The organism is Sphingomonas lutea, assembly GCF_014396785.1.
Lineage (GTDB): Bacteria > Pseudomonadota > Alphaproteobacteria > Sphingomonadales > Sphingomonadaceae > Sphingomicrobium > Sphingomicrobium luteum.
In genome coordinates this window covers 2,360,014-2,378,524 of the sequence record NZ_CP060718.1, presented here as the reverse complement: position 1 = coordinate 2,378,524, position 18,511 = coordinate 2,360,014, and the positions used below count along the sequence as shown (strand labels likewise).

The window sequence follows — 18,511 nt, the reverse complement described above, 5'->3', positions numbered from 1 at the left end:
CCGCGCGGCCCATCTCACGTCCGAACTTTTGTCGATCTAGCGGACCGAACCGCGACGGACCAAGTTGACGATCGCCAAAAGGATCACGGCGCCAAGCAAGGCGTAAAGGAAGCTTTCGATCGTGACCCCAGCGTTCATGTTCACGCCGAACAGCAGTCCGGCAATCACGGCACCGATGATTCCGACGATCACGTTGAGGATGATTCCCTGCTGAGCGTCGGTGCGCATGATTAGGCTCGCGAGCCATCCGCAAATACCGCCAACGATCAGCCAGATAATGATTGCCATGAGCTTCCCTCCTGTTTCCAAGCCGCCCTGGTAAGCAATGAGCGACTTTCCGGCACCACAGACGCGTGATGCCAGTCAGTTGTTCCGGATTCGCAAGGGTCTGTCCAGTTTTTCGCGCGGAAATTGCGCACTGGAGGACAGGAAAGCTTGAGGAATACGATGTCGAAACGACCCTCTCTCGAGGGTTCGGCGCCTAGTAGCGCTGCTGCTTCTCGTATTGGTCGCGATAGTGCTTGATCCGCGTGACGCGCAGGCCCGGCATGCCGCTGCGGTCGACCGCCCGCTGCCAGCTGGTGAATTCCTCGAGGCTCAAGGTATAGCGCTTGCAGGCTTCGTCGACGGTAAGAAGACCGCCCGCAACCGCGGCCACGACCTCGGCCTTGCGACGCACGACCCAGCGCGTCGTTCCAACCGGCGGCAGGCTGTCCAGCGTCAGCGGCTCGCCGAGAGGTCCGATGACCTGGGCCGGTCGAATCTTCTGGTTCTCGAGCATTCCCGTCACACCTGCTTAATCATTGCTACTGCGGACTTCTTAAGTCCCCGGCGTTGAAAATATTCTGAAACGCGCTGGTTAACGCGGTGGTTAGCCCGGCTTACGCTCCTTTAACTCTTGGCCCCCGGCGCGAAGGCGCCGCCGAGCTTTTTCACAGCGTCCCGCCAGCCGTCACCGGCCGACAGGTAGCAAGCGATGGCATCCTGCCGCGCACGATCGTCGCCCCCTTTCTCGCCGCGCAGAAGCGCGGTGAGGTCTTCAAGGGTGAGCGGCGCCTCCACGTTGTTGCGGAAGTCCCTCTCGTGACGCGACAAAATGGAATCCCCTCACTCGTTGCCCTGCAACGCCCGACCTAGCGGGGATGAGTGAAATTCGAGTAAAGAACGCGCGGCTCATCCTATGCAGATCGATTTCGACCTCGAAGCGCCCGAGCGCGCGCGCATCGTCGTTGCCATGTCCGGCGGCGTCGACAGCTCGGTCGCGGCCGCGCTCGCCGCGCGCACCGGGGCCGAGGTGATCGGGGCGACGCTCCAGCTTTACGATCATGGCGAAGCGGTGAAGCGCAGCGGTGCCTGCTGCGCCGGGCAGGACATCTACGATGCCAGCCAGGTCGCCGAGCAGCTCGGCATCGCGCATTATGTGCTCGACTACGAAAGCCGCTTTCGCAGCGGGGTGATCGACAAGTTCGTCGAGGAATATGCGCACGGCCGCACGCCGATTCCCTGCGCCTTGTGCAACCAGGGGGTGAAGTTTACCGACCTGATTGCCTTCGCGCGCGAGCTAGGCGCGGATTGCCTGGCGACGGGTCATTATGTGCGGCGGATCGTTGCCGGCGGAAGGGCGGAGCTGCACAAGGGCGCCGACGAGCGTCGCGACCAGAGCTACTTCCTCTACGGCACGACGCGCGACCAGCTCGACTTCCTGCGTTTTCCCCTGGGCGACCTGCCCAAGCCCGAAGTGCGGCGCATCGCCGCCGAGGTCGGGCTGGAGGTCGCGGCCAAGCCCGATAGCCAGGACATCTGCTTCGTCCCCGACGGCGACTACGCCGGCCTGGTCAAGCGCATCCGCCCCGAGACCGAGGCGCCGGGCGAGATCGTCCATGTCGACGGGCGGGTGCTGGGCGAGCATCGCGGGGTGGTCCATTTCACCGTCGGGCAGCGGCGCGGGATCGAAGTCGGCGGGCAGGCCGAGCCGCTCTACGTGGTCGGGATCGACCCGGCGCAGCGCCGGCTGATCGTCGGCCCGCGGCAGGCGCTCGCCGTGGCCGCGGTGCGCGTCGCCGAGTGGAATTGGCTGGGCGAGGACCAGCGGGACGTGATGCTCAAGGTTCGCTCACTCGCGCGGCCCGTGCCGGCGATTCGGGATGCCGACGGCTGGGTGCGCTTTGCCGCGCCCGAATATGGCGTCGCGCCCGGTCAGGCGGCGGTTGCTTACGACGGGACGCGGCTGCTCGGCGGCGGCTGGATCGAGGAAACGGTCGCTGCCGACGCGCGCGCCGCGGCCTAACCACTTTCGCCGCGCGGGCCGCTGGCGCACAAGCTGGCCCGATGAAACTTCCGATTCTCCTGCTGATTGCCGCCGCGCTCGCGGCAACCCCCGCCGCCGCCGCGCAACCCGCCGCGCCCGCAGCCAAGAGCTGGGCGACGAGCGAAGGCACGGTCGTCCTCAAGGACTTTGCATTCCGTTCGGGCCAGCGCCTGCCGCAGCTTCGCATGCGTTATCTCACGCTGGGTCAGCCGCGGCGCAATGGGCGTGGCGAAATCGACAATGCCGTGATGGTGCTCCACGGCACCGGCGGAAGCGCCGAGCAGTTCCTGCGCCCGCAGTTCGCGGACGAGCTTTACGGGCCGGGTCAGCCACTCGATATCCGCCGCTACTTCATCATCCTCCCCGACAATCTTGGCCACGGGAAATCGTCGAAGCCGTCGGACGGTATGCGGATGGCGTTTCCGAATTATGATTATGACGACATGGTCGAGGCGCAGCGACGCATGCTGGCCGAGGGGCTGGGGATCAAGCGGCTGCGGCTGATCATGGGCACGTCGATGGGCTGCATGCACATCTTCGTCTGGGGACAGACGCACCCCGCCGTCGCCGACGCACTGATGCCGATGGCCTGCATGCCGGTCGAAATCGCCGGTCTCAACCGCATGTGGCGGCAGCTGGCGATCAACGGCATCAAGTTCGATCCGGCGTGGCAGAACGGCAATTACGGCGCGCAGCCGCTGCAGGGCCTGCGGACCGCCCAGTCGCTGCTGGTCGTCGCCGGATCAGCCCCGCTTTACTTCCAGAAGGAATATCCGACGCAGGCGCTGGCCAGTGCGAATGCCGAGGAGCGCGTGGCAAGCGCCCTGCCGCAGCTTGACGCCAACGACCTCATCTACCAGCTCGACGCGTCGCGAACGTACAATCCGCGGCCGCGACTGGAAGCCATCACCGCGCCGACGACGTGGATCAATTCCGCCGACGATTTCATCAACCCGCGCAACTTCGGCTTTCCGGCGCAGGCGGTCAGGCGGATGGGCAATGCGACGTTTCGGCTAATCCCCGAAACCGACGCTACGCGCGGGCACAGCACCCATACATGGGCCAAATTTTGGAAGGACGACCTCAGCGCGCTCCTCGTTCGGACCGCGCGCTAGTCGGTTCGTCGTAGGCGGACACGTGGTTCATGGTGATGAGCCACCGTCCTCCCATCTTGCGGAACAGGCGGGTGTTGATCCCGTGGGTCACCCGGCCCGGCCGATCCATGCGATATTTGCCGACCAGCATCGCCGCATCCGGCGCTAGAAGCTCGACCGTCATGTCGTAGAATTTCAGCGTGCCGCGACGCTCGGGCCCGCCGCCATAATCGCGCACATATTGGTCGAGGCGGCCCTGCCAGCCGTCGAGGAACCGCCCGCCCGAAACGAAGACCGCGTCGGGCTTCTTGAAGCCGGACATGTAGCCGGGAAAGTCGCCGCGATTCCACGCTGCCTCCATGCGTTCGATCGTGGCAAGGATGGCCGCGCGGTCCTGCTCGGCAGGATCTGCAGCGGGGGCCGCCATCAGTGCCAGGGCGATAAGGACCGGCTGGATCATGGCGTCTTGCCTCGCGCGAATGTGGCCAGGGCGTAGAGCAGCACGCCTGCGACAGACAGAATGCCGAGCGTCAGCCATGCCTTGGCGTCGGCCTGCGCGGCGGCCCAGACGCAAACCAGGATGCCGGCCGCACCGATCGCCCAATGTCCCGCCGTCACGCGCGGCTTGCCCGGCGCACGAGGCAAAGCGGCGATGGTCACGGCATAGATGATCATCCGCGCCAGCGTGCTCACCACCGCCAACCAGACGAAGCTGCCGCTGACCGCGAGCGTGCCGGCAAACAAGGCGAAGAACAGGATCGAGTTGGCGGGCGTCTGATATTTGCGCTGCACGCGGGCGAACCAGGCGGGGAGGTCGCCGCGCTCGCCCATTGCCGAGGTGACTCGCGGGACTGCGGCCATAATGCCGTGCAGATTGCCGCCGAGCGAAGAGATGGCGGCGACCATCAGGATTGCCGCGCCGGCTGGACCGGCGAGGCGGCGGCCGAGGTCGATCAGCGGCGCATCGGCATCCGCGCCGCCAGTGGGGAACATGGTGACGAAGGCGAGCTGGACGAGGAAGTAGAGCGTGGTCGTAACGAGGATCGACAGCAGGATCGCACGCGGGAGCGTCGTCGCAGGCTGCTTGGTCTCACCCGCCGGAACGACGAGATTTTCGAATCCGACGAACGCGTAGAAGACGAGCAGGGCGCCGGCCTCGAACTCGGACAGGGCGGGCGGGGCGCCCGGCGCGGGGATCGGCGCGAACAGCACCAGCGCCGCCAGCGCCGCGATGAGCAGCGGCAGCGCCTTGAGCAAGGTCAGCCCGGCGAGCAGGCGCAGCGCGCGCTCGACCCCGACGAGGTTGGCGATGGCCAAGCCGAGCGTGACGACGGCAAGGATGGAAGCGCGAATGACGCCCTGCTCAACCGCGGGCACCCAGCGGCCGAGATAGGCGATGAGGACATTGGCGTTGGCGGCAAAGGCGGCGGCGCGCGCGACGTAGAAAATCCAGCCCAGCTCGAACCCCGCGAATCGTCCGAAGGCACGTCCGTAGGTCGCGGGGCCGCCGCTTTCCGGAAAGGCGGCGACGCTGCGCGAAAAGGGCCAGATGACCAGCATGGCCCCGATCGCGATCAGCGGAAACAGCCAAGGCGAAAAGGCGCCGAAGTCTGCCGCAAGCGTCGCCGGCAGCGCAAAAATGGCCGCGCCGACCGCGCCGTTGAACGACAGCATCACCGCGCCGCCGAGCCCGATGCGGCGCTCCAGGCGCGGCGGCGTGTCGTTCAAAGCTGGAACTGCCCGACGATGACCGTGTGGCAGCGCCCGCCAAGCACCACCCGATCCCCCTCCAGCCGGCAGTCGAGCAGGCCGCGGCGCTTGCTCGCCTGGAGCGCGGTGAAGCGCTTGCGCCCCAGCCGCTCGGCCCAGAAGGGCACGAGCGCGGCATGTGCGGCGCCGGTCACTGGATCCTCGTCGATCCCGACATTGGCGGCGAAGACACGGCTGGCGATGTCCTGCTCGTCGCCCGGCGCGGTGACGATGACGAGGGCGTCGATCTTGCGCAGCGCGGCGTAGGCGGGCGCGACCGCGCGGACCGCCTCTTCGCTATCGAGCATGACGATGAGCACAGCCTCGGCGCCGTCCGCGCGGAAGGTTTCGCCGCTAACGCCGAGCGCCTCGAGCACGGCATCGTCGCGCGCCGGCTGCGGATGCCAGGCAGGCAAATCGAGCTCGAGCCCCTCGCCGGCGCGGCGGACGGTGAGCACGCCCGCCTTGCGCGTCGCGAAGCGGACCTGTTTTCCGGTGATCAGGATGTGCCCGCTGGCCATCGTCGCGTGGCCGCACATCCCGACCTCGCGCTCGGGCGTGAACCAGCGCAGCTCATAATCTGCGTCGTCGGCCTCGCTGGCGACGGTGAAGGCGGTTTCGCTGAGGTTATTCTCGGCCGCGACCGCCTGCATCAGATCGTCGTCGAGCCAGCGGTCGAGCGGCATGACCGCCGCCGGATTGCCGCTCAGCGGGCCCTCAACGAAGGCGTCGACCTGGAAGAAGGGCAGGCTGGTCATGTCGCGCGCTCCGTGATTTCGGGGGCAAAAGCGTTTCGCGGTCGGTCTGCCCTTCGGGGTCGAGGTGAATCAGGATTTCGGTGCCCGGAAAGCGCGCCTGCAACGCCTCCTCGACGCGGTCGAGGCGGTCATGCGCGTGCTGCACGGTCCAGTCGCCCGGCACCCAGACGTGGAATTGCGCGAAATACACGTTGCCGCTGGTGCGGGTGCGGAAGTCGTGGAGGCCGGCGAGTTCGGGATATTCCCTGGTCGCGGCAAGGAAGCGCGCGCGCAGGTCGGCGGGCCATTCCTTATCCATCAACTGGTCGAGCGAATGAGTCGACGCGCTCCACGCGCCGAATGCGAGCCAGCCGGCAATGAGCAGCCCGAACACCGCGTCCGCGCCGGTGATCGCAAGATATTGATCGAGCACCAGCGCGGCGATGACCGATCCGTTGAGCAGCAGGTCCGACGCGTAATGCAGCCGGTCGGTGCCGATCGCGAGCGATCCGGTACGGCGCACGACATGGCGCTGGTAGGTGATGAGAGCGACAGTCAACGCCATCGCGACCAGCGACACCGTGATACCCAGCTCGGCTTGCGCGGTCTCCGCCCCGCTGATCATCCGTTGAATCGAGCGGAAGCCGATGAACAAGGCCGAAAGGGTGATGAGGATCACCTGCACAAGCGAGGCGAGCGCTTCCGCCTTGCCGTGCCCAAAGCGATGGTCGTCGTCGGCCGGCTGCGCCGCGATACGCACGCCGAGCAGCACGACCAGGCTGGCAATGAGGTCGAGCCCGCTGTCGGCGAGCGAGCCGAGCATGGCCATCGACGATGTCTGCAGCGCCGCCCAGCTTTTGAGGCCGATAAGGGTGATCGCCATCGCGCTGCTTGCCAGTGCGGCGCGGAAGGTCAGCTTCGCGCGGTCGGCGCCGGTGGCCGTCTGGGTCACGGGTAAAGCAAGCCTTCGGACCAGCCGTCGCCGCTGCTTGTGAACAGACGACGCTCATGCAGGCGGTGCGGGCGGTCGCTCCAGAATTCGATACGCTCGGGCACCAAGCGGAAGCCGCCCCAATGCGGCGGACGCGGCACGTCGCCGCCCTCGAAGTGCGCCTGCATCTCCGCGAACCGCCGTTCGAACGTTTCGCGGTTGTCGAGCGGCCGTGACTGGTCCGACGCCCAGGCGCCGAGCTGCGACTCCCGCCCGCGCGAGGCGAAATAGGCGTCGGCCTCGACGTCCGACACGCGCTCCACGGCCCCTTCGGCGCGCACCTGCCGGCGCAGGGATTTCCAGTGGAAGAGCAAGGCTGCCTGCGGGTTGGCCGAGAGCTGTTGCCCCTTGGCGCTCTGTTCGTTGGTGTAAAAGGTGAAGCCGCCGGGCCCATGCCCTTTCAGCAGAACCATCCGCACCGACGGCAGGCCATATGCGTCCGCCGTCGCCAACGCCATCGCTTCGGGATCGTTGACCTCCGCCGCCCGCGCCTGGGCGAACCACGTGTCGAACAGGGCAAAGGGGTCGGCCACGCCCGAGCCTTAGCGCCGCGGCGACGGCGGCTTCAAGCGGGGGGACGTTCGCCTCCTACCCATTGCGGCCAGTGGCGCAGCTGTTAGGCTCGGTGCGATTTTCCCGCGCAGCCTAATTCAGGGAGCCAGCCGATCTTCCGCGCATTGCTTGCCTTCGCCCTGCTGGTCATCGTAGCCGGCTGTGATCGTTCGCCGTCCGACAGCCTGGACGCCCTGGCGCGCGATTACGTCCTCACCAGCCTGACGATCGGCGAGAAGGAGGAGGGGTACATCGATGCCTATTATGGGCCTCCCGAACTCCAAGCTGCGGCCAAGGCCGATGCGGCCAAGCTGAGCCTGGAGGCGCTTTCGGCCAAGGTCGCGGCCTTGCGCAAACGCGCGGCCGCGCTCGCCACCGGCAACGACCTCGACACGCGCCGAGCCCGGTTCCTCGAAGCGCAATTGACGGCGGCGGAAACGCGGCTGCGAATGATGCGGGGCGAGAAGCTGTCGTTCGTGGACGAGGCCGAGGGACTTTTTGGCGTCCGCCCGGAAATTCGCCCGCTGGCAAGCTACGATCCGATCGTTGCCGGCATCGAGGAGTTAGTCCCGGGAACCGGTGCCTTGCCCGATCGCGTCGAGAATTTTTCGAATCGCTTCGTGATCCCGAGCGACAAGCTCAAGACGGTGTTCGACGCGGCCATCGCCGAATGCCGGCGCCGTACGCTGCGGCACATCGCGCTGCCAGCGCATGAGCGCTTCGATTTGGCCTTCGTCACCGGCAAAAGCTGGGGCGGCTACAATTATTACCAAGGCAATGCGCACAGCCGGATCGAGATCAACACCGACCTTCCGAGCCGAATCGACCGCGCGCTCGATCTTGGCTGTCACGAGGGTTACCCCGGGCACCATGTGCTCAACGCCTTGCTTGAGCAGAAGCTGACTCGCGGCCGCAACTGGATCGAATTCAGCATGTATCCGCTGTACTCGCCGCAATCCCTGCTGGCCGAAGGATCGGCCAATTACGGCATCGAGCTCGCCTTTCCGGGCGACGAAAAATTGGCGTTCGAGACCCGGGCGCTCTACCCTCTTGCCGGCATCGCGACGGCCGACGCAGCGGCTTACGCCAAGCTCCAGAATGCGCTGAAAGCCCTCTCCGGCGCGCGCTTCACGATCGCGCGCGACTATCTTGAGGGGCGGATCGACGATCCGACGGCGGTTGCGCTGCTCCAGCGCTATCAGTTGCTGTCCAGGGAACGGGCCGAAAAATCGCTGTCGTTCATCAAGCAATATCGCAGCTACGTGATCAATTACGGACTGGGTCATGACATGGTGCGCGCCAGCGTCGAGCGGGCAGGAACCGCCCCGGCTGTGCGCTGGGCGCGGATGACGCAATTGCTGAGCGAGCCGACCCTGCCGTCGGATCTGACGCGGTAGCTGGGGCTAGCGAGAGAAGTCCCCGCGCCAGGCCCTTGCCGGCCCGCAGCGCCAACCCATCTGGTCAGGCCGACACGGTTCCGGCATGTGAGCGGCAATGGCACTCGACCTTTATCAACGGCTCGGCATTCAGCGCGGCGCGAGCGACGACGAAATCAAGAAGGCGTACCGCAGCCTCGCCAAGCAGCTCCACCCCGATCGCAACCAGGACAATCCCGATGCCGCCAAGCGCTTCGGCGAAGTGACCGCGGCCTATGACCTGCTGTCCGACAAGGACAAGCGCGCGCGCTACGACCGCGGCGAGATCGACGAGGACGGCAACCCCAAGATGCCGTTCGGCGGCGGGTTCGGCGGCTACTCCAGGGGCGGGCCGCGCCCCGGCGGCACGCCGGAAGGATTCGAGAATTTCAATTTCGGCGGCGCCGACACCGCCGACCTCAGCGATCTGTTCGAAGGCCTGTTCGGTGCCGCGGCGAGCGGGCGCGGGCGGCCAGGTCAGGGCGGCTTCGGGGGATTCCGCCAGCGCCAGCGCGCGCCGCAGAAGGGCGCCGACGTCAGCTATCGCTTGAAAATCGCATTCGTCGATGCGGTGGCGCTGACGCCGCAGCGCATCACGCTCGGCGACGGCAAGGCGATCGACCTCAAGCTGCCGAAGGGCGTCGAGCATGGCACGCGCATCCGCATATCGGGCAAGGGCGAGGACGGGCCGGGCGGGCGCGGCGACGCCATCGTCACGATCGACATCGCGCCACACAAGCATTTCACGCGCGACGGCGACGACATCCGCTTGACGCTGCCAGTCACGCTCAAGGAAGCGGTGCTCGGCGCCAAGATCAAAGCGCCGACGCCCGAAGGGCCGGTGATGCTGACGGTGCCCAAGGGCACGACATCGGGCAAGGTGCTGCGCCTCAAGGGCCGCGGCTTCACGCGCAAGGACGGCAAGCGCGGCGACCTGTTGGTGACGCTCGACATCGACCTGCCCCCCAACGACGCCGCACTGCAGCGTTTCGCCGAAAGCTGGAGCGGCGGCGGGAACCCGCGCGCCGGCCTGGACGTGTAACCCCGCTCAATGCGCGATACCTCCCCCAGTCACCGGAAGCCCGCCGCAAACGCATGGCCAGCGTCCGCGCGGCCTTCGGCACCGAAGTCGAAGCGAAGCTCAAGCCGCGCGAAAACGTCTGGGAAGTGACCAAGCGCATTGCGGTCGGCGTCTATAACGATGGATTCATCCACGCCGGCAACCTCGCCTATCTTGCGATCCTCGCGCTGTTTCCCTTCTTCATCCTGGCGGCGGCGGTGGCACAACTGCTGGGACGCGGCGAGGACGGGGCACGGACCGTGGCGACCTTCATGTCGGAACTGCCGCCCAACGTCGCCGAAACGCTGCGCCCGCCGATCGAAGAGGTGCTGACGGCGCGGACGGGGCCCCTGTTGTGGCTCGGCGCGCTGGTCGGGCTGTGGACCGCGGCAAGCTTTGTCGAGACGATCCGCGACATCCTGCGCCGCGCCTACGGCGTCAAATATTGCGCGCCGTTCTGGGAATATCGGCTGGGTTCGCTGGCATTCATCATGGTCGCGGTGGTGCTTCTGATGTTCGCCTTCGCGGCGAGTGTCGCGCTGCGATCGATGCAGTCGGCGATCGAACGGCTGTTCCCCCTCGCGGACAATGTCATCGGCACGGTGGAGGTGTTCAGGATTATTCCCGCGGCGGGGCTTTTCGTCACCTTCTACGCCTTGTTCTATTTTCTTACGCCCTCGCGCTATCGCCGACGGGGGTGCCGCAAATGGCCGGGCGTGCTGCTGGTCACCGCCTGGTGGCTGATCACCGTCGAATTGCTGCCCAACGTGCTTGACTGGATCGGCGGTTACAGCCTGACCTATGGCAGCCTCGCCGGCGTGATGATCGTCCTGCTGTTCTTCTTCGTCATCGGGCTTGGGGTGGTGATGGGGCCGAGCTCAACGCCGCGCTGGCGGATAGCGGGGCGGCCGCGCTAAAGGGCGAAGTCTATTCCGGGCCGTACACCGACCAGCTCGAGGTCGAGGAGCCGCAGCCCGGCGAGGATGTGGAGGCGGAACTGGAAACAGGGGGACCGCAATTGTGACCGGATTGATGAAGGGCAAGCGCGGGCTGATCATGGGCCTGGCCAACGACCGCTCGCTCGCCTGGGGCATCGCGCGCGCGCTTGGGGAGCAAGGCGCGGAGCTGGCCTTCTCCTACCAGGGCGAAGCGCTGGAGAAGCGCGTGCGGCCGCTGGCGATGGAGCTTGGCAGCGATCTTCTGATCGATTGCGACGTCAGCAGCATGGATGCGCTCGACGCGGCCTTCGCCAAGCTGCGCGAAAGCTGGGACAGCCTCGACTTCGTCGTCCACGCCATCGGCTATTCGGACAAGAATGAGCTGCGCGGGAAGTTCGTCGAAACCTCGATGGACAATTTCCTGATGACCATGAACATCTCGGTCTACAGCTTCGTCGCGGTGGCGCAGCGCGCGCGGCAGATGATGAAGCCCGGCGGATCGATCCTGACGCTCACTTACTACGGCGCTGAAAAGGTCATCCCGCACTACAACGTCATGGGCGTCGCCAAGGCGGGGCTGGAGGCAAGCGTCAAATATCTGGCGATGGACCTTGGCCCGGAAGGCATTCGCGTCAACGGCATTTCCGCGGGGCCGATCAAGACGCTCGCCGCCAGCGGCATCGGCGACTTCCGCTACATCATGAAGTGGAACGAATATAATAGCCCGCTGCGCCGCAATGTGACGATCGAGGATGTTGGCGGGGCGGGGCTGTACCTGCTCAGCGACCTCGCCAGCGGCGTCACCGGCGAAATACACCATGTCGATGCGGGCTATAATGTCGTCGGCATGAAGGCCGAGGACGCGCCGGATATCGCCACCGTGTGATCAGGAGCCGACAATGCCCGACGATATTGCGAACGGCGAACGTTGCGTGGTGACCGCCGGGAATCACAAGGGGAAGGCGGGTATCGTGGAGGATAGAAACGTCAGCAAGGCCGGGAACGTCACTATCACCGTTCGTCAGGACGACGGCGCGCGGTTCAAGACCTTGGCTCGCAACGTCGACCGGCAATGACCATTACGCGCCATGTCCGCGTCACCGGCCAGGTGCAGGGCGTGTTCTACCGCGTGTGGGCGCAAGGACAGGCGCGCGAACTTGGCGTCAGCGGATGGATTCGAAATTGCGCCGACGGAACGGTCGAAGCGCATGTCGCGGGCGAAGAACATGACGTCGCGCGGATGATCGAGCGGATGCGGCGCGGCCCCGCCAATGCGCGCGTCGACGATGTCGAAGTTGCCGAGGTCGATCCGGGTGAACTGAGCCACCGGTTCGAGGTGCGGCACTAGGTGACTGCCGTCACGGGAGCGAATCCCGTGACGTCGATCCGGTCGCTCCGCGCCGGTCGGCCGGCTTTCACCGTCTCTCGACGTAACGACGCTCGCTTCGCTCCGCTTACGTTACGCTCGGCTCAACCGGCGAACGGATCGCGCACCAGGATCGTATCCTCGCGCTCGGGCGAGGTGCTGACCAGCGCCGCGGGGCAGCGGATCAATTCCTCGATGCGGCGGACGTAGGCGATGGCTTCCGCCGGCAGGTCGTCCCAGCTGCGCGCGCCGGCAGTGCTTCCGCTCCAGCCCGGCATGTCTTCGTAAATCGGCTCGACCCGCGCCTGGTCGGCGGGGTGCGGAGGCAGATAGTCGAATGTCTCCCCGCCGATGCGATAGCCGGTGCAGATGCGGATCGTGTCGAACGTGTCGAGCACGTCGAGCTTGGTCAGCGCAATCCCGGTCACGCCGCTGACCGCGGCCGACTGGCGCACCAGCACGGCGTCGAACCAGCCGCAGCGGCGCTTGCGCCCGGTGACGGTGCCGAATTCATGGCCGCGTTCGCCGAGCTTCTGGCCAATGGCATTGTCCTGCTCGGTCGGGAAGGGGCCGGAGCCGACGCGGGTGGTGTAGGCCTTGACGATGCCGAGCACGAACCCCGCCGCGCCCGGTCCCATGCCGCTGCCCGAGCCGGTCGTTCCCGCCACCGTGTTGGACGAGGTGACGAACGGATACGTGCCGTGGTCGACGTCGAGCAGCACGCCTTGCGCGCCTTCGAACAGGATTTTCTTCCCTGCGCGCAGAGCGATGTCGAGGTCGCGCCACACCGGCTTGGCGAAGGACAATGTGAAGTCGGCGATCTCCGCGAGGTCGCCGCGCAAGCGCGCACGGTCGACCGGTGGCTCGTTGAAGCCGGCGCGCAGCGCATCATGGTGCGCGCATAAGCGGTCGAGCTGCGGCTCGAGGTCGTCGAGATGGGCGAGGTCGCAGACGCGGATCGCGCGGCGCCCGACCTTGTCTTCATAGGCCGGGCCGATGCCGCGCCGCGTGGTGCCGATCTTGCCCGCGCCGCTGGCATCTTCGCGCAAGGCGTCGAGGTCGCGGTGGATGGGCAGGATCAGCGGGCAGGTTTCGGCGATACGCAGGACGTCGGGCGTGATGGCGATGCCTTGCGCGGACAGCTTCTCAACCTCGGACTTGAGGGCCCAGGGGTCGAGCACCACGCCGTTGCCGATCACCGATGGCGTGCCGCGCACGATGCCCGACGGCAGGAGCGAGAGCTTGTAGGTCTGGTCACCGACGACGAGCGTGTGCCCGGCATTGTGGCCGCCCTGGAAGCGCACCACCATGTCCGCGCGGCTGGCGAGCCAGTCGACGATCTTCCCCTTGCCCTCGTCGCCCCATTGCGCGCCGATGACGGTCACGTTGCCCAAAGCCATGCTCCTGCTTTCCCGCTCCCGTTTGCCCCGAGCGAAGTCGAGGGGCCTTGGCGCGGACGTCCCTCGATTTCGCTCGGGACGAACGGATGAATTCCTCACTACGGCGGGTCAGCCGCGGTTCAGCGCGCCTCCTATTGATTGAACTCCAGAGCGTCCAGTTTTGTGGAGGCAAAGATGCGGACAGGGATCTGGGCGGCTTTGGCCGCGGCGGCGATCGGTGGCGCGGCACTAGCGCAGGAGCGCGCACCACTGCCGCCCGAATGCCGCCAACAGATCATGGCGCTGTGCCAATCGCGAATGGGCGGGGGCATGCGCGCGTGCGTCCGCACTGCGCTTCCGCAATTGAGCGACGATTGCCGCAAGGCCGTTTCGGACCGCGCCGCCCAGGCGCAGGCGCTACCGCCGGGGATGCGCGAGGTCGCCTACGGACCCGACGTCAAGCAGAAGCTCGATTATACCCGTCCCGCCGGCGCCGCGAAGGCGCCGATCCTGCTCTTCATTCACGGCGGCGGCTGGGCCATCGGCGACAAGCGCCATGCCTCTGCGCCCAAGGCCGCGCATTTCAGCGAACGCGGCTGGGCCTACGCGTCGATCAACTATCGGCTCGTTCCCAGCGCGACGGTCGAACAGCAGGCGGCGGACGTCGCGGCGGCGATCGCCTGGCTTCGCGCCAATGCGTCCGCGAACCATCTCGATGCCGATCGGATCGTGTTGATGGGACATAGTGCGGGGGCGCATCTCGCCGCCCTCGTCGCGACCGATCCATCCTATCTCGCAGCGGCAAAAGTGCCGATGTCGGCGGTCGACGGCGTCGTCCTGCTCGACGGCGCGGGCTATGACGTCCCGGCGCAGATGGCGAGCCCGCGCAACGTTGCTGCGGCGATGTACGCTGCCGCGTTCGGGACTGACCCGGCGCGCCACGCGCGCTTGTCGCCGACACGGCACGCCGCCGCGCCCAACGTGGCCAATTGGCTGATTCTGCCCGTCGCGCACCGTCCCGATTCCAACGCGCAGTCGCGCGGACTGGCGGCGGCCTTGTCGCGCGCGGGCGCAAAAGCCGACGTGGTCCCGGTGCCAAACGAAAGCCACGGGTCCCTCAACCGCGGGCTGGGAGAAGCCGGCGACTTCGCCACCGCCAGGGTCGACGCCTTTCTCGCCGCCTTGCACTAGGCTTCGCCGGCCTTGCGCTCGCCGGCCAGCACCGCGTCGAGCTCGTCATGACCGTGCGGCCTGGCGTGACCGTGATCGCGCATGAAATGGCTATCGAGACGCTGGACCAGGTCACGCCCGCGATCGCCGTGGAAGTGGAGCAAGGCATCGATCTTCGCTTCGACGCGGTCGTCATTTTCCTTCGATGCCGGTGATCCGACGTAGAGGAAGTAAGCGAGACCAACGACTTGCCACAGCAGCTGCAGGAATTCCGACTGCCAATTCTCGAACGTGTCGCGCATCATCTCATTGAGATACTCAGCCGATAGCGCGGCCTGGCCGTGCGCCGCCGCCTCGTCGGCATAGGATCGCCAACCGAACCACCAATGAAGCGCAAGCGAGACCAGGAAGAAGCCGACCGTCAGCCAAGCATAAGCATATTTGCGAAAAATCATTGCGTCCTCCCAATGATCGTCATTGGCGGCGGAACGCTTCAGGCCTGTGCGGGGTGCAACGGCTGTTTTTATTGCACCTCAGAAGGCGAGTGGGATGACCTCGCGAACGCCGGGCAGCGCCTGCAGTCGCTGGACGACTTCGGCGGGGATCGGGTCGTCGACGGCAACCAGTGCCACGGCCTGCCCCCCGCCGCGTGGCGGCCGAGATTGAAGGTCGCGATGTTGATCCCGTTCTCGCCCAGGGCCGTGCCGAGCGCGCCGATGAAGCCCGGCGCGTCGTCATTGACGATGTAGATCATTTGCCCGGTCAGCTCGGCCTCGACCGGAATGCCGAAGATGTTCACCAACCGCGGCGCGCGGTTGCCGAACAGGGTGCCTTCAACGCGGCGGTCGCCGTGCGCGGTGCCGACACTGACCGCGATCAATGTATGATAGTCGCGCTCCGCCTCGTTGCGGATTTCACGAACGCCGATCCCGCGTTCCTTGGCGAGATAAGGGGCGTTGACCATGTTCACGCTGTCCGACCAGCTGCGCATCACGCCTGCAAGCACCGCGCCGGTGACCGGCTTGATGTTGAGCTCGGCCGCGGCGCCTTCGACCTCGACGTCGATCGAGCGGATCTCGCTTCCGGCAATCTGCCCGACCAGCCGCCCGAGTTTTTCGGCAAGCGCCATGTAGGGGCGCAGCCGCGGCGCCTCCTCGGCGGTCAGCGAGGGGACGTTTACGGCGTTCGAAATGCCGCCGAGGAGCAGGAAGTCGCTCATCTGCTCGGCAATCTGGATCGCGACATTGACTTGCGCTTCGGTAGTCGACGCGCCGAGGTGCGGCGTGCAGATCAGGCCGCGCGTGCCGAACAGCGCATTCTCCTTGGCCGGCTCCTGCGCGAACACGTCGAGCGCGGCGCCCGCGACATGGCCGCTGTCGAGCGCATCCTTGAGCGCGGCTTCGTCGATCAGCCCGCCGCGCGCGCAATTGACGATGCGCACGCCGGGCTTGGCGGCGGCGAGCGCTTCGCGCGACAGGATGCCGCGCGTCTGGTCAGTCAGCGGGGTGTGCAAAGTGATGAAGTCGGCGCGCGCGAGAAGCTCGGGCAATTCGACCTTGTCGACGCCCAGTTCGACCGCGCGTTCGGGCGACAGGAACGGGTCGTAGGCGACGACCTTCATCTTGAGGCCATGCGCGCGATCGGCGACGATCGACCCGATATTGCCGCAGCCGATCAGGCCAAGCGTCTTGCCGCTCAGCTCGACCCCCATGAAGCGGTTCTTCTCCCACTTGCCGGCCTGGGTAGATTGATTGGCGTCGGGGATTTCACGGGCGAGCGCGAAGAGCATTGCGATCGCATGTTCGGCGGTGGTGATCGAATTGCCGAAGGGCGTGTTCATGACCACGATCCCGCGCGCCGAGGCGGCGGGCACGTCGATCGTGTCGACGCCGATTCCGGCGCGGCCGATGACCTTAAGCCGGGGCAGGGCCGCGTCCATCACTGCGGCGGTCACCCGGGTCGAGCTGCGCACCGCAAGCCCGTCATAATCGCCGATGATCGCCGCCAGCTCCTCGGGCGAAAGGCCGGGCCGCTCGTCGACGTCGACGCCGCGTTCACGGAAGATCGCGGCTGCCCGGGCGTCCATCTTGTCGGCGATCAAGACCTTGCAGGTATCGCTCATTGCGTGCCGCCGCGGGCCGTCGGAACATGCGCGATCAGCGTAATTTCGGCGATTCCGCCGGGCTGCAAAAGCCCGTTCGTGCCGACCGCGGTCCAGGCGGGCGGCTTGCCCGTCATGTATCGGTTCTTGACCTTCACCATGGCATCGATCTGATTGTTGACGTCGGTGTGAACGCTTTGCACTTGCACCACATCGTCCCAGCTCACCCCGGCGCGCACCAGGCTTTTGCCAAGCGCCTCGAACGCGCGGGTGAAGGCCTTGTCGAGATCGGTTTCGCCCGGCGCCAGAAACGCCGGCACGCCCGAAAGATAGACGACGCCATTGCTCACCACGGCATCGGCATAGCCGTAGTCCTGCTGGAACTGCCGTTGCCGTGCGTCGTCCGGCATGATGACAGTGGCCTGCTGACGCGCGCCGTGCGGGTTCTGCGCCGCGGCGGCCAGGGCGAGGATTGCTGTCGAGATCATTTGCCTGTCTCCTCCCATCCCCAGTCGAGCCAGGGTCCGAGTGCTTGAATGTCGGCGGTGTCGACGGTTGCGCCGCACCAGATGCGAAGACCCGGCGGCGCATCGCGATAAGCGCCGATGTCGAACGCCGCGCCTTCCTGTTCGAGCAGCTTCACCAGTGCCTTTTGTCGAGCAGCGTTCGCCACAGGGTCGCTACGGTCGACGAACTGCAGGCAGACCGACGTGTTGGAGCGAATGGCGGCATCGCTCACCAGATGGTCGATCCAGTTCGACGACTGCACCCAAAGGTCGAGCGCCGCGGCATTGGCGTCGGCACGCGCGATGAGCGCATCGAGGCCGCCAATTCCCTCGGCCCAATCAAGCGCGACCAGCCAGTCTTCGACCGCGAGCATCGATGGCGTGTTGATCGTTTCGCCGCGGAAGACGCCGTCGATCAGCTTGCCGCTTTTGGTCAGCCGAAAGATCTTCGGCAGCGGGCGCGGCGCCGGCGTGCTTTGGAGCCGCTCGATCGCGCGCGGGCTAAGCACGATCATGCCGTGCGCAGCTTCCCCGCCGAGCGCCTTTTGCCAGCTGAAGGTGCCGACATCGATTTTCGACCAGTCGATCGGCTGCGCAAAGGCGGCCGATGTCGCGTCACAAATGGAGAGCCCCGTCCGGTCGCTCGAAATCCACTTCGCATCGGGGACCCGCACGCCACTGGTCGTGCCGTTCCAGGTGAACACCAGGTCACGATCGGGCGCGATTCCGCCCAAGTCCGAAATCTCGCCATAGTCGGCGGTCCGCACCTCGGCATCGAGCCCGAGCTGCTTGACCGCATCGGTGACCCAGCCGGCCCCGAAGCTTTCCCAGGCAAGCATGGTCACAGGACGGGTCCCGAGCAGCGACCACATCGCCATTTCCATCGCCCCGGTGTCGGACGCGGGGACGATCCCAAGCCGATAATCCGCGGGAAGCTGCAGGAGCGCGTGGGTCCGTTCGATCGCTTCGGCCAGGCGTGGCTTGCCCGCCGCGCCGCGATGCGACCGGCCAAGCGATGCGGTATCGAGAAGATCGAGGCGCCAGCCGGGTGGCTTGGCGCACGGGCCGGACGAAAAATATGGGCGCGCCGGCAGCGCCGCGGGACGTTCAACCAAATCAGCTCTCCTTCCAGAGAGGACGCGCCG

General features: G+C 66.4%; 21 protein-coding genes and 1 pseudogene. 9 read left to right on the top strand and 13 right to left on the bottom strand.

Annotated elements, in window-relative coordinates:
* Positions 1-36 precede the first annotated feature (36 nt).
* The 3 genes from H9L13_RS12360 to H9L13_RS12350 form a co-directional block, all read right to left on the bottom strand.
* Positions 37-288 carry a GlsB/YeaQ/YmgE family stress response membrane protein gene (locus H9L13_RS12360; RefSeq protein ID WP_187537958.1) on the bottom strand — a complete coding sequence of 84 codons (252 nt, stop codon included), beginning with the start codon at positions 286-288 and terminating at the stop codon, positions 37-39.
* 193 nt (positions 289-481) lie between these two features.
* The gene (sciP, locus tag H9L13_RS12355; RefSeq protein WP_187540426.1) at positions 482-781 is read right to left on the bottom strand and encodes a CtrA inhibitor SciP; all 300 of its coding nucleotides are present in this window, start codon (positions 779-781) and stop codon (positions 482-484) included.
* Between the two features lie 110 nt (positions 782-891).
* Positions 892-1,062 carry a hypothetical protein gene (locus H9L13_RS12350; protein ID WP_187537957.1) on the bottom strand — a complete coding sequence of 57 codons (171 nt, stop codon included), beginning with the start codon at positions 1,060-1,062 and terminating at the stop codon, positions 892-894.
* A gap of 118 nt (positions 1,063-1,180) precedes the next feature.
* Here H9L13_RS12350 and mnmA point away from each other — a divergent pair, with 118 nt between their 5' ends.
* The gene (mnmA, locus tag H9L13_RS12345) at positions 1,181-2,287 is read left to right on the top strand and encodes a tRNA 2-thiouridine(34) synthase MnmA (RefSeq protein WP_187537956.1); all 1,107 of its coding nucleotides are present in this window, start codon (positions 1,181-1,183) and stop codon (positions 2,285-2,287) included.
* 41 nt (positions 2,288-2,328) lie between these two features.
* Positions 2,329-3,423, top strand: coding sequence for an alpha/beta fold hydrolase (locus H9L13_RS12340; RefSeq protein ID WP_187537955.1), 1,095 nt, complete (start codon positions 2,329-2,331; stop codon positions 3,421-3,423).
* Here the strand turns inward: H9L13_RS12340 and H9L13_RS12335 are convergent.
* The 5 genes from H9L13_RS12335 to pdxH form a co-directional block, all read right to left on the bottom strand.
* Positions 3,392-3,862, bottom strand: a complete 471-nt coding sequence (locus tag H9L13_RS12335; RefSeq protein WP_187537954.1) for a YybH family protein — start codon at positions 3,860-3,862, stop codon at positions 3,392-3,394. The two genes, H9L13_RS12340 and H9L13_RS12335, sit on opposite strands and share 32 nt — an antisense overlap.
* Positions 3,859-5,130 carry an APC family permease gene (locus H9L13_RS12330; RefSeq protein ID WP_187537953.1) on the bottom strand — a complete coding sequence of 424 codons (1,272 nt, stop codon included), beginning with the start codon at positions 5,128-5,130 and terminating at the stop codon, positions 3,859-3,861. Before H9L13_RS12330 ends, H9L13_RS12335 begins: the two co-directional genes overlap by 4 nt.
* Positions 5,127-5,909 carry a PhzF family phenazine biosynthesis protein gene (locus tag H9L13_RS12325; protein WP_187537952.1) on the bottom strand — a complete coding sequence of 261 codons (783 nt, stop codon included), beginning with the start codon at positions 5,907-5,909 and terminating at the stop codon, positions 5,127-5,129. The genes H9L13_RS12330 and H9L13_RS12325 overlap by 4 nt, the downstream gene beginning before the upstream one ends.
* On the bottom strand, positions 5,869-6,771 hold the full coding sequence (locus tag H9L13_RS12320; RefSeq protein WP_187540424.1) for a cation diffusion facilitator family transporter: 903 nt from the start codon (positions 6,769-6,771) through the stop codon (positions 5,869-5,871). Before H9L13_RS12320 ends, H9L13_RS12325 begins: the two co-directional genes overlap by 41 nt.
* Positions 6,772-6,836: 65 nt before the next feature.
* On the bottom strand, positions 6,837-7,412 hold the full coding sequence (pdxH, locus tag H9L13_RS12315; RefSeq protein WP_187537951.1) for a pyridoxamine 5'-phosphate oxidase: 576 nt from the start codon (positions 7,410-7,412) through the stop codon (positions 6,837-6,839).
* A 144-nt stretch (positions 7,413-7,556) separates the two neighbouring features.
* On the opposite strand from pdxH, the gene H9L13_RS12310 reads away from it, so the two are divergent.
* From H9L13_RS12310 to H9L13_RS12285, 6 genes are all read left to right on the top strand, one after another.
* Complete coding sequence (locus H9L13_RS12310; protein ID WP_235091002.1) at positions 7,557-8,828, top strand: hypothetical protein; 1,272 nt, start codon at positions 7,557-7,559, stop codon at positions 8,826-8,828.
* Between the two features lie 97 nt (positions 8,829-8,925).
* Positions 8,926-9,888: a DnaJ C-terminal domain-containing protein gene (locus tag H9L13_RS12305; protein ID WP_187537950.1), complete on the top strand. Its 963-nt coding sequence runs from the start codon at positions 8,926-8,928 to the stop codon at positions 9,886-9,888.
* A 53-nt stretch (positions 9,889-9,941) separates the two neighbouring features.
* Positions 9,942-10,823, top strand: a complete 882-nt coding sequence (locus tag H9L13_RS12300; protein WP_244954814.1) for a YihY/virulence factor BrkB family protein — start codon at positions 9,942-9,944, stop codon at positions 10,821-10,823.
* Positions 10,824-10,926: 103 nt separating this feature from the next.
* Positions 10,927-11,730, top strand: a complete 804-nt coding sequence (gene fabI / locus H9L13_RS12295) for an enoyl-ACP reductase FabI (protein ID WP_280528164.1) — start codon at positions 10,927-10,929, stop codon at positions 11,728-11,730.
* Between the two features lie 13 nt (positions 11,731-11,743).
* Complete coding sequence (locus tag H9L13_RS12290; RefSeq protein ID WP_187537949.1) at positions 11,744-11,920, top strand: KOW motif-containing protein; 177 nt, start codon at positions 11,744-11,746, stop codon at positions 11,918-11,920.
* Positions 11,917-12,192, top strand: a complete 276-nt coding sequence (locus H9L13_RS12285; RefSeq protein ID WP_187537948.1) for an acylphosphatase — start codon at positions 11,917-11,919, stop codon at positions 12,190-12,192. The genes H9L13_RS12290 and H9L13_RS12285 overlap by 4 nt, the downstream gene beginning before the upstream one ends.
* Positions 12,193-12,314: 122 nt before the next feature.
* Here H9L13_RS12285 and H9L13_RS12280 read toward each other — a convergent pair whose 3' ends face one another.
* Positions 12,315-13,604 (bottom strand): adenylosuccinate synthase, encoded by a 1,290-nt coding sequence (locus H9L13_RS12280; protein ID WP_187540418.1) that lies wholly within the window; start codon positions 13,602-13,604, stop codon positions 12,315-12,317.
* Between the two features lie 180 nt (positions 13,605-13,784).
* Between H9L13_RS12280 and H9L13_RS12275 the strand changes: the two genes are divergently transcribed.
* Positions 13,785-14,780 carry an alpha/beta hydrolase gene (locus H9L13_RS12275; protein WP_187537947.1) on the top strand — a complete coding sequence of 332 codons (996 nt, stop codon included), beginning with the start codon at positions 13,785-13,787 and terminating at the stop codon, positions 14,778-14,780.
* Here H9L13_RS12275 and H9L13_RS12270 read toward each other — a convergent pair.
* The 4 genes and pseudogenes from H9L13_RS12270 to H9L13_RS12255 form a co-directional block, all read right to left on the bottom strand.
* Entirely contained in the window at positions 14,777-15,214 is a 438-nt protein-coding gene (locus tag H9L13_RS12270; protein WP_187537946.1) for a DUF6766 family protein, read from the bottom strand. The two genes, H9L13_RS12275 and H9L13_RS12270, sit on opposite strands and share 4 nt — an antisense overlap.
* 78 nt (positions 15,215-15,292) lie before the next feature.
* Positions 15,293-16,881, bottom strand: a pseudogene (gene serA / locus H9L13_RS12265) (phosphoglycerate dehydrogenase).
* Positions 16,878-17,348, bottom strand: a complete 471-nt coding sequence (locus H9L13_RS12260; protein WP_187537945.1) for a Rid family hydrolase — start codon at positions 17,346-17,348, stop codon at positions 16,878-16,880. Before H9L13_RS12260 ends, serA begins: the two are co-directional and overlap by 4 nt.
* On the bottom strand, positions 17,345-18,481 hold the full coding sequence (locus H9L13_RS12255; protein ID WP_235090999.1) for a phosphoserine transaminase: 1,137 nt from the start codon (positions 18,479-18,481) through the stop codon (positions 17,345-17,347). Before H9L13_RS12255 ends, H9L13_RS12260 begins: the two co-directional genes overlap by 4 nt.
* Positions 18,482-18,511: the final 30 nt, after the last annotated feature.

Bases quoted from the DNA above. Each gene is read 5' to 3' on its own strand.
- H9L13_RS12360 (WP_187537958.1), bottom strand. From the start codon at position 288: ATGGCAATCATTATCTGGCTGATCGTTGGCGGTATTTGCGGATGGCTC.
- sciP (WP_187540426.1), bottom strand. From the start codon at position 781: ATGCTCGAGAACCAGAAGATTCGACCGGCCCAGGTCATCGGACCTCTC.
- mnmA (WP_187537956.1), top strand. From the start codon at position 1,181: ATGCAGATCGATTTCGACCTCGAAGCGCCCGAGCGCGCGCGCATCGTC.
- H9L13_RS12340 (WP_187537955.1), top strand. From the start codon at position 2,329: ATGAAACTTCCGATTCTCCTGCTGATTGCCGCCGCGCTCGCGGCAACC.
- H9L13_RS12335 (WP_187537954.1), bottom strand. From the start codon at position 3,862: ATGATCCAGCCGGTCCTTATCGCCCTGGCACTGATGGCGGCCCCCGCT.
- H9L13_RS12325 (WP_187537952.1), bottom strand. From the start codon at position 5,909: ATGACCAGCCTGCCCTTCTTCCAGGTCGACGCCTTCGTTGAGGGCCCG.
- H9L13_RS12320 (WP_187540424.1), bottom strand. From the start codon at position 6,771: ATGGCGATCACCCTTATCGGCCTCAAAAGCTGGGCGGCGCTGCAGACA.
- H9L13_RS12305 (WP_187537950.1), top strand. From the start codon at position 8,926: ATGGCACTCGACCTTTATCAACGGCTCGGCATTCAGCGCGGCGCGAGC.
- H9L13_RS12300 (WP_244954814.1), top strand. From the start codon at position 9,942: ATGGCCAGCGTCCGCGCGGCCTTCGGCACCGAAGTCGAAGCGAAGCTC.
- H9L13_RS12290 (WP_187537949.1), top strand. From the start codon at position 11,744: ATGCCCGACGATATTGCGAACGGCGAACGTTGCGTGGTGACCGCCGGG.
- H9L13_RS12285 (WP_187537948.1), top strand. From the start codon at position 11,917: ATGACCATTACGCGCCATGTCCGCGTCACCGGCCAGGTGCAGGGCGTG.
- H9L13_RS12275 (WP_187537947.1), top strand. From the start codon at position 13,785: ATGCGGACAGGGATCTGGGCGGCTTTGGCCGCGGCGGCGATCGGTGGC.
- H9L13_RS12270 (WP_187537946.1), bottom strand. From the start codon at position 15,214: ATGATTTTTCGCAAATATGCTTATGCTTGGCTGACGGTCGGCTTCTTC.
- H9L13_RS12260 (WP_187537945.1), bottom strand. From the start codon at position 17,348: ATGATCTCGACAGCAATCCTCGCCCTGGCCGCCGCGGCGCAGAACCCG.